The following is a 9,135-nucleotide window of genomic DNA, read 5'->3' as shown; positions in this document are numbered from 1 at the left end:
CTCGGAGGGGTACTCGGGGATCGCGGAGGGGTAGTCAGGGGCCGCGGTGGGGTAGTCGGGGGTCTCGGAGGGGGAGATCGCGTCATCAGCCCAGGCGGGGGATCCGCCGAACAGGGCGGCGGCCGCGAAACCGGCGACGATCAGGTAGTGCTTCAGACGCATGGCAGTCCTCGTGTGTGGTTCGTGTGCGCGGGATACCGTCCCGCGCGGCGATCCGGAGCCGGTCGGCTCACGCGGAGATCTCGACCGGGGTGCCGATCGGCAGGTTCTCGGCCATCCAGGTGATGTCCTCGTTGGAGACCCGGACGCACCCGTGGCTGACCTGGCGACCCAGCGCGTCCTCGTCGCTGGTGCCCTGCACGGCGAGCTGGCCGGGCCCGCCCGCGAACGTCTCGGAGAACCCGCTCAGGCCGAAGGCGTAGACCCCGTAGGGCCCCTCCGGGTCCGGCGGCTGGAGCAGCTCGGTGAAATAGTAGCGGCCCTCTGGGGCGGGAGCCTCGCCCTCCCCGTGCCGATCACGCCGGTGCGCACCTCCTCGTCCCCGTCGAAGACGGTGAACGCGAAGTCGCCGGTGTCGACCTCCACGCGGTACCCCGTGGAGGTCAGCGACACCTCCTCGCTCCTCACCCAGCTCGTGCCACCGTTCGGTCGGACCGGCAGCAGCACCTGGAGCCACCCGCCCTCGTTGCGCTCGACGAGGAACGCCCGCTCCACCCCGAAGTCGTTCGGACTCGCGAGGGTGTGCAACATCTCCCCGCCACCGGGCTCGGCGTGCACGTCGACCCCGTCGCCGAGGACCGTCGCGATCTCCACACCCTCAGCGGCGCCGTTCCCTGCGGTGTCGGCGGCCGCCTCCTCCGACGCCGGTTCGTCGGCCGGACGAAGCCCCTGTGCGGGGACGACCGGCGACCGGCGACCGGGCACGCAACCCGTGCACGCGCAGGAGGCACAAGGCCGGGGCACGCGGAGAGGGCCCGCCGCGTGTGCGGCGGGCCCCGTCCCCGCGGTGTCACCCCGTGCGCGCCACGGGGTGACACCGGTCGTGGATCAGCTGGTCAGCCGGTGTAGTTGGGGTCCGCAGGCATGGGGACGGGAGCCCCGGCCTCCTCGATCTCCCGCTCGCGGTCCCGCTGCTCCTGCTCGGCCGCTTCGTCCTCCTCGGCGGGCGGCGCCGAGCTGTCGCACGGCTCGACCCCCGCACCGGGCTCCTCACTCGGAACCTCCTCGCCGGGCGCCCACGCACCGGACTCCTCACCCGGGACCTCCTCGCCGGGCGCCCACGCACCGGTCTCCTCAGCGGGCGGCGCGGGCTCCTGGGAGGGGTCCGCCGGGCAGTCGATCGGGGCGGGGGCCGCGGAGGGGTTGACCGCGTCGTCGGCCCAGGCGGGGGATCCGCCGAACAGGGCGGCGGCCGCGAAACCGGCGACGATCAGGTAGTGCTTCAGACGCATGGCAGTCCTCGTGTGTGGTTCGTGTGCGCGGGATACCGTCCCGCGCGGCGGTCCGGAGCCGGTCGGCTCACGCGGAGATCTCGACCGGGGTGCCGATCGGCAGGTTCTCGGCCATCCAGGTGATGTCCTCGTTGGAGACCCGGACGCACCCGTGGCTGACCTGGCGGCCCAGGGCGTCCTCGTCGTTGGTGCCGTGCACGGCGAGCTGGCCGGGCCCGCCCGCGAACGTCTCCAACGTCTCGGAGAACCCGCTCAGGCCGAAGGCGTAGACCCCGTAGGGCCCCTCCGGGTCCGGCGGCTGGAGCAGCTCGGTGAAGTAGTAGCGGCCCTCGGGAGTGGGAGTCTCGCCCTCCCCCGTGCCGATCACGCCGGTGCGCACCTGCTCGTCCCCGTCGAAGACGGTGAACGCGAAGTCGCCGGTGTCGACCTCCACGCGGTACCCCGTGGAGGTCAGCGACACCTCCTCGCTCCTGACCCAGCCCGTGCTGCCGTTGGGTCGGACCGGCAGCAGCACCTGGAGCCACTCGCCCTCGTTGCGCTCGACGAGGAACGCCCGCTCCACCCCGAAGTCGTTCGGACTCGCGAGGGTGTGCAGCACCTCCTCGCCGCCGGGCTCGGCGTGCACGTCGACCCCGTCGCCGAGGACCGTCGCGATCTCCACACCCTCGGCACCGCCGTCCCCGGCGGTGTCGGCGGTGTCGGCGGCCGCCTCCTCCGAGGCCGGTTCGTCGGCCGGGGCGGACGAACAGGCCGTGAGCGCTGCCAGGGCAGCGGCGACCGCGAGGGACGTCAGAACCCGGGTGGGGCTCACGGGCATCGTTGGGCGCATGGGATTCCATCCGGCTTTGCTTGGGGAGGCGTCCGGTGTGCTCGCGCTCCGGACGACAACGAACACTGGCCGACGAATGTGAAGAACCCGTGTGCCCGTCGTGTGTGTCCCGTGTGGTGACCTGCGGCGGCTCCGAAGCCCCGCTCCGGCGCCCTCGCGCACGCGCGTACGATCGAGCCGCACCGAGCCCGACCGGGCCGGAAGCCGATCGGAGGTCACCGTGTGCGCGCATGTGCTGGTCGCCGAGGACGACGTCAACCAGGCCGACCTGATCCGGCGCTACCTGGAGCACGAGGGGCACTTCGTCCGCGTCGTGCACGACGGGCGCGCGGCGGTCGCGGCGCACCACCGGGACCGCCCCGACCTGGTCGTCCTGGACGTGATGATGCCGGTCATGAGCGGCCTCGACGCGTGCCGGGCCCTGCGCGCGGAGTCCGACGTGGCGGTGCTGATGCTCACCGCCCGCTCCACCGAGGAGGACCTGCTGACCGGGCTCGACCTGGGCGCGGACGACTACGTCACCAAGCCCTACAGCCCGCGTGAGCTGATGGCGCGGGTGCGCACGCTGCTGCGCCGGTCGCGCAGGGACCCCGACGACGCGGACCGGGTGCTGCGCGCGGGCCCGGTCGCGGTGGACCCGTCGCGCCACGCGGTGCGGGTGGACGGGGCCCCGGTCACGTGCACGCCCGCCGAGTTCCAGCTGCTCGCCGCGCTCGCCGCCCAGCCGGGCCGGGTCCTGACCCGCGCCCAGTTACTGGAGCACATCCACGGCATGAGCCGGTTCATCACCGAGCGCACCATCGACGTGCACGTGAAGAACCTGCGCCGGAAGCTGGAGCCGAACCCGCGCAGGCCGGTGCGGCTGGTCACCGTCTACGGCGTCGGCTACAAGCTCGTGGGGAAGAGCGATGACCGCTCGGCGTAGGGGCGCGCTGCGGCACAGCCTGCTGGCGCGCCTGCTGGCGAGTTCGGTGCTGGTGGCGGTCTGCTCGATCTTCGCGACGGCGTGGCTGGCGGTGCAGAGGACGTCGGAGTCGCTCACCGTGCAGCAGGGGGAGACCCTGGCCGTGGACACCCGCATCCACGACACGCTCGTCGCCTACGCCGCCGCCCACTCCGGGTGGGACGGCGTGGGCGGGACCGTGGGACGGCTGTCCGAGGAGACGGGACGGCGGATCGTCCTGACCACCGAGAACCGTGGCCTGATCGCCGACTCGGCCCAGGAGGCCCGGCCGCTCCCGCCGCGGACGACCTCGGTGGTCGACCCGCTGGCGGTGGACGTCACCCTCGCCTCCGACGTCACCGGGCGCATCGATCCCCGGGCCGTGGGGCCGTTCGCGCTGTCGGAGCCGGAGCGGGTCCGGTTGGCCGAGACCGCGGAGAACACCGCCGGCTGCCTGCGCGACCTGTACGGGCTGGCCGTGGAGGTGGAGGCCGGGCCGAGCGGACGCCCCGCCGTCACCGTGGCCCAGGCGGACCGGTACGCGTGGCTGGACTGCGGGCTGGAGGCGCTGGAGGAGCCGACCGACGGCGAGCGGGAGGCGCTGGACGAGTTGAACGGCCTGGTCAGGACCTGCCTGGGTGTGGAGGCTCCCGAGGAGGTGGAGGCGGAGTACCGGATGGACGGGGCCCTCGGGGTTCCCGTGGCGTCGCCCTTCGACTCCGCGACGCCCCCGGGTGGCCTCGCGGACGAGGCCCGCGCTCCGCGCGAACCCGGGATGCCCGAGGACGAGACCGGGTCCTGGGCTCCGCCCGGGGAGGAGCCGATCGCTCCCGGCAGGGGCGCGGACCCCGTGCCCGTGGAACCGTCCGCGCGGGACCGGGGCGCGACCGGGGGCTCGGACGCACCTCCCGCGCGGGACGAACCGGCGCCGGTGCAGGAACCGGCGTGGTCCCCCGTACCCGCGGAGGAGCGACCTCCTGGGGCGGCGGTCGAGGAGTCGGGCGCATCGGGGTCCGGAGCGCCTCCCGAGCCGCCGAGGTTCGACGCGCGCACCTCCGCGTGCCTGGACTCCGCCCGGCGCGATCAGCTGGACCCCTACGTGGCACCGGCGGCGCTGCTGTTCACCGACGATCCCGGGGCGGAGGCGTCGGGCGTCGTGCCGCTGACCGGCGAGGGCCTGGTGCGGGTATTCGGCGTGGTTCTGCTGGTGCTGGTGCTGACGGTGGTGGTGAGCGTGGCGGTGTCCACGCGGCTCGTCCGCCCGGTGCGCGCGCTCACCGACGCGGTGCGGCGGATGCGCGAGGGACGCGGGCGCTCGCGGGTGGAGGTGCGCGACTCCGGGGAGATCGGGCAGCTGGCGGACGCGTTCAACGAGATGGCCGAGCACCTGGAGCGGTTGGAGAAGCAGCGCCGGGCGATGGTCAGCGACGTCTCGCACGAACTGCGGACGCCGCTGAGCAACCTGCGCGGCTGGCTGGAGGCGGCCCAGGACGGGGTCGCCGACCTGGACCGGGAGCGGATGGGGATGCTGGTCGGCGAGACTCTGCTGCTCCAGGACATCGTCGACGACCTCCAGGACCTGGCGCTGGCGGACGCGGGCAAGCTGCGGCTGTCCCCGGAGCCGGTGGACGCCGGGGCGCTCGTGGAGCAGGTGGTGGACAGCCAGCGGCTGAGGGCCGCCGGGGCCGGGCTGCGGCTGGTGGCGGAGGCCGGGGACGAGGCCGGGGAAGTGGTGGTCGTCGCCGACCGGACCCGGCTGGTGCAGGTGGTCGGGAACCTGCTGGGGAACGCGCTGCGGCACACCCCGGCGCCCGGGACGGTGACCGTGCGGGCGCGCCGCTCGGACGGGGAGGCGGTCGTCGAGGTGTCCGACACCGGTGTGGGCATCCCGGCGGAGGACCTGCCGCACGTGTTCGACCGGTTCTGGCGGGCGGACAAGTCGCGCAACCGGCGCACCGGCGGGAGCGGGCTGGGGCTGGCCATCGTGCGCAACCTGGTGGAGCTGCACGGCGGGTCGGTGGCGGTGGAGAGCACCGTCGGCGAGGGGACCACGTTCACGGTGCGGCTGCCGCTGGAGGGACCGCGAGGGGCGGAGGAACCGGAGTGGCCCGAGGGATCGGAGTGGCTGTCGGAGGACTGAGGGTGGCCGGGCCTCCGGCCGCGACCGAAGGCGGTCACGCCGCGCCCGGAACGCCCTGTCCCGTCTAGGATTCGGGCAGGCGCGGCACCGGCCCGACCGCGCTTCCCCCTGCCCCGGGCCCGCGGAGGATGCGTGCACCAGCCCCCGAACGCCCGTGTCCCGAGCTATACGGACCTGTACGGCCCGGGGTTCGGCGTGATGATGGTCTGCTGGATCACGTCCTTCCTGCTCCTCGTCATCCTTGCGGTGGTGAAGGGCCTCCATGTCGTCATGAGGGATCTCGTCTGGTTCGGCGTGGACCCCGCCTGGGCGGACGCGGCCGCGACCTTCTCCGACACTCTCGGAACCGCCTTGTTGGTTCCTCTTCCCGTGTTCAACGTCCTCGCTCTGTTTCTCACCGCGTCCTTGGACGCGGTGCACCCGAAGAACCTGCCTCCATGGACGACGCGCGAACAACTGCGTGAGGCGCGGATTCTGTCCAGCAGCGCCGTCATGGGCGGTGACCCCTGGACCAATTTCCTCGCGCGTGTCCACGCCGGAGTACACCTCAGGTCCTTCGGTCTGGTGCTGCCCCGTTGGGGGCTGATCGGCTGTCTCGCCCTGAACGGACTGATGATCGGCAACAGTGTGTTCCTGCTCGTGCGAGGCTTCCGGAACGAGGACCCCACCCTCATGGCGATAGGTCTGAACAACATTTCCCTCTTCGCCGGATTCGCCGTCTTCGCTCTGGCTCTCAGAGCCCGGCGCCAGCGGATGCGCACCTTCTGCGACCGCTACGACGCGACCCAGGGGCGGGTGGTCCGATGAACCAGCAGCGCCCTCCCCTGTTCGTCCGTATCCGTGCCTACGCCCGACGCAACCCGGTCGGCTACGGGTCGTCAACGGAATCCTCGCCGGAATCCCCTTCGGCACCATCATGGCGGTGACTCTGTGGTCCACCACCCAGATCTCTGACCCGCTCCCGATCGTGGGGGCCGGGGTAGCCCTCGGTGTGTTCTTCGGCGCGGGCATGGGCGTGTTCGCCGTGCTCATGGTGCGGGCGATGCCCAAAGAGCCCCTTCCGCCGGAAACCGACCGGGCCAGGCTGCGTGAAGCCGGGCGGCTGGTCCGCCAGGGAACCCCGGGCGCCGACCCCGTGGCCAACCAGATCGCCCGTCAGCAGGCCGAGACCGTGCTGGGGCAGCCCTACTGGCCCAAGACCATGGCCACCATCTTCGGCCTGGGCCTCGCGCTGAACCTGTGGTCGGTGACGATGAGCACCACCGGGCCCGGGTTCTGGGGCAGCGTCGTGGGCCTCGTGGTGTTCCCGCTCATGCTGTTCGTGGCGATGCCGCTCAACGCGCGCAACCGCAGGCGGGCCCGGGCCTTCCTCGACGCACTGGAGGAGAGCCCGGGCCCGCGCCCGGACGCCTGAGCCCTCAGCGGCCGAGCGCCCGGAACCGCCGCACGCACAGCGGGAAGAAGACCGCCGTGAGCACCAGCGGCCAGACCACCGCCATGAGCACCGCGTTCTGCGCGATCCAGCTCTCCCCGCCCCACCCCGGGTTGCCGAACAGCTCCCGGGTGGCGGCGACCGTGGACGACAGCGGGTTCCAGTCCGCGACCGCGCCCAGCCACACCGGCATGGACGCCGTCGCCACGAAGGCGTTGGACAAAAAGCCCAGTGGGAACTCCAGCATGTGCACGGCCCCGAGGGCGCCCTCGCCCCGCACGGCCAGGCCGACGTAGACGCCCACCCACACCAGCGAGAAGCGCAGCAGCAGGAGCAGCCCGATCCCGGCGGCGGCCTCACCGATGCCGCCGTTCCACTGCCACCCCACCAGCAGGCCGCACAGGACCAGCAGGACCAGGGTGATCGCCGATCGGAGCATGTCCGCCGCGCACCGGCCCACCACGACGGCCGAGGGCGCCATGGGCATGGAGCGGAACCGGTCGGTGACCCCGCGCGCGGCGTCCTGGGACACGGCGGTGACCGTCTCGCCCACCCCGAAGACCATCGCCATGGCGAACATGCCGGGCATCAGGAACTCGCGGTAGTCCCCGCCGCCGGGCACGGTCATCGCCCCGCCGAACAGGAACCCGAACATCAGCACCATGACCACGGGGAACAGCAGTCCCGCGACGAGCTGGCCGGGCTGGCGCAGCCAGTGCACGACGTCGCGCCGGGCGATGGTCCACCCGTCCGCCAGCGCCCAGCGCAGCCGGTCGGCGGGGGCGGGCCCCGCGGCCCGGACAGCGGTGTCGTTGGTTTCGTTCATCGGTTCTCCCCCACCCGGTCGTCCCGGTCCTCACGTGCCTCGGCGCCGACAGGGTCCTCACCGCCAGCGCGGACCCCGTGGCCGTCACGCCCCTCGCGGTCGCCACGGTCCTCATGACCGCCGGTCAGGTGCAGGAACACCTCGTCCAGGGTCGGACGGCGCAGTGCGACGTCCTCCACCTCGATCCCCTCCTCCTCCAGCGCCCTCACCACCTCGGTGAGGGCCGCGACCCGGTTCCGAACACCGACGCCGATCCGACGCGCGTCGGCCTCGACCTCGGGCCGCTCTCCGGTCACCCGGCCGATGAGGGCGGCGGCCCGGTCCAGCGCGTCGGCCTCGTGGAGCACCACGTCGAGCCGGTCGCCGCCCAGGCGGGACTTGAGCTCCTCCGGTGTGCCCTCGGCGACGACGCGGCCGGAGTCGACCACCGAGATCCGGTCGGCGAGCTGGTCGGCCTCCTCCAGGTACTGGGTGGTGAGCAGCACCGTGGTGTCGCCCGCCACCAGGGCGCGGACGGCGTTCCACACCTCGTTGCGGCCCCGGGGGTCGAGCCCGACGGTGGGCTCGTCCAGGAACAGCACGGGCGGGGACAGGATCATGCTCGCGGCCAGGTCCAGGCGGCGGCGCATGCCGCCGGAGTAGGCGCTGACCGGCTTGCGTCCGGTGTCGGCCAGGCGGAAGCGCTCCAGCAGCTCGTCGGCCCGCGCGGCGGCGCGCCGGGCGCCCAGGTGGTACAGGCGGCCGAACATCTCCAGGTTCTGCCGTCCGCTGAGCACCTCGTCCACGGCGGCGTTCTGGCCCACCAGTCCGATGCTCCGGCGCACCGCGTCCCCCTGGGAGGCCACGTCGTACCCGGCGACGCGCGCGGCGCCCTCGTCCGCGCGCAGCAGCGTGGTCAGAACGCGTACGGCGGTGGTCTTGCCAGCGCCGTTGGGCCCGAGCAGCCCGCACACGCTGCCCGGGGGCACGTCCAGGTCGAACCCGCGCAGCGCCCAGCTCTTCCCGTAGCGCTTGCCCAGACCGCGCGCGGTGACCGCGCCTCCGGTCGTGTTCACAGCGTTCCCCTCTCCACGCTTGTCGTACGCCGTACAGTACGGCCTACGATCCAGGGAACACAAGGGGATTCGAGATAATTCCGTACGGCGTACAGAATCTTTTTTCCGGGTCGGACACGCGATGTCGACTCCGCCGTGTGCGCGGGTTCAGGTGGCGGGCGGCTGGTCGATCCAGAGCAGTCGGCTGACCTCGGCCGGGTCGAAGCGGGGGTGGCCGCCGGGGGTGCGCACCACGGGGATGCGCCCCTGTGCGACCCATCGGTTCACGGTCCTGGGGTTGACCCTGAACAGGTCTCCCACCTCGGCCACGGTGAGCAGGGAAACGGGCAGGTCGGCATGGGATGCGTGGGGCTTGTGGGGTGTGTGGGGTGTGTTGGGCACGGTTGTCCTTCGTCGGGGGTGGAGGCGGGGCGAGAAGCAGAAGGTGAATGGTGGAGGGCCGCGCGCCGGGGGCTCGGG

General features: G+C 72.8%; 9 protein-coding genes and 1 pseudogene. 4 read left to right on the top strand and 6 right to left on the bottom strand.

Going from position 1 to position 9,135, the window contains the following annotated elements:
- Positions 1-229: 229 nt before the first annotated feature.
- The 3 genes and pseudogenes from HGB44_RS06465 to HGB44_RS06455 form a co-directional block, all read right to left on the bottom strand.
- Positions 230-924: pseudogene (locus HGB44_RS06465) on the bottom strand (L,D-transpeptidase).
- A 131-nt stretch (positions 925-1,055) separates the two neighbouring features.
- The gene (locus HGB44_RS06460) at positions 1,056-1,451 is read right to left on the bottom strand and encodes a hypothetical protein (protein ID WP_061083292.1); all 396 of its coding nucleotides are present in this window, start codon (positions 1,449-1,451) and stop codon (positions 1,056-1,058) included.
- Between the two features lie 67 nt (positions 1,452-1,518).
- A complete protein-coding gene (locus HGB44_RS06455) occupies positions 1,519-2,280 on the bottom strand; it encodes a L,D-transpeptidase (RefSeq protein ID WP_233458593.1) in 762 nt (253 codons plus the stop codon).
- 220 nt (positions 2,281-2,500) lie between these two features.
- On the opposite strand from HGB44_RS06455, the gene HGB44_RS06450 reads away from it, so the two are divergent.
- The 4 genes from HGB44_RS06450 (at position 2,501) to HGB44_RS06435 (ending at position 6,777) form a co-directional block, all read left to right on the top strand.
- Positions 2,501-3,205, top strand: coding sequence for a response regulator transcription factor (locus tag HGB44_RS06450; protein ID WP_061083291.1), 705 nt, complete (start codon positions 2,501-2,503; stop codon positions 3,203-3,205).
- A complete protein-coding gene (locus HGB44_RS06445) occupies positions 3,189-5,363 on the top strand; it encodes an ATP-binding protein (protein WP_061083290.1) in 2,175 nt (724 codons plus the stop codon). The genes HGB44_RS06450 and HGB44_RS06445 overlap by 17 nt, the downstream gene beginning before the upstream one ends.
- Positions 5,364-5,495: 132 nt before the next feature.
- On the top strand, positions 5,496-6,170 hold the full coding sequence (locus HGB44_RS06440; RefSeq protein ID WP_061083289.1) for a hypothetical protein: 675 nt from the start codon (positions 5,496-5,498) through the stop codon (positions 6,168-6,170).
- Between the two features lie 115 nt (positions 6,171-6,285).
- Complete coding sequence (locus HGB44_RS06435; protein WP_231972643.1) at positions 6,286-6,777, top strand: sensor domain-containing protein; 492 nt, start codon at positions 6,286-6,288, stop codon at positions 6,775-6,777.
- Positions 6,778-6,781: 4 nt separating this feature from the next.
- Here the strand turns inward: HGB44_RS06435 and HGB44_RS06430 are convergent, their stop codons facing one another.
- From HGB44_RS06430 to HGB44_RS06420, 3 genes are all read right to left on the bottom strand, one after another.
- Entirely contained in the window at positions 6,782-7,621 is an 840-nt protein-coding gene (locus tag HGB44_RS06430; protein WP_061083288.1) for an ABC transporter permease, read from the bottom strand.
- Positions 7,618-8,676 carry an ATP-binding cassette domain-containing protein gene (locus tag HGB44_RS06425; RefSeq protein WP_082768623.1) on the bottom strand — a complete coding sequence of 353 codons (1,059 nt, stop codon included), beginning with the start codon at positions 8,674-8,676 and terminating at the stop codon, positions 7,618-7,620. Before HGB44_RS06425 ends, HGB44_RS06430 begins: the two co-directional genes overlap by 4 nt.
- A 147-nt stretch (positions 8,677-8,823) precedes the next feature.
- A complete protein-coding gene (locus tag HGB44_RS06420) occupies positions 8,824-9,057 on the bottom strand; it encodes a BldC family transcriptional regulator (protein ID WP_269458495.1) in 234 nt (77 codons plus the stop codon).
- Between the last annotated feature and the right edge of the window lie 78 nt (positions 9,058-9,135).

It is taken from the genome of Nocardiopsis alborubida (genome assembly GCF_012396365.1).
Lineage (GTDB): Bacteria > Actinomycetota > Actinomycetes > Streptosporangiales > Streptosporangiaceae > Nocardiopsis > Nocardiopsis alborubida.
The sequence above is the reverse complement of the archived record's forward strand: the minus strand, read 5'-3'. Positions and strand labels throughout refer to the sequence as shown.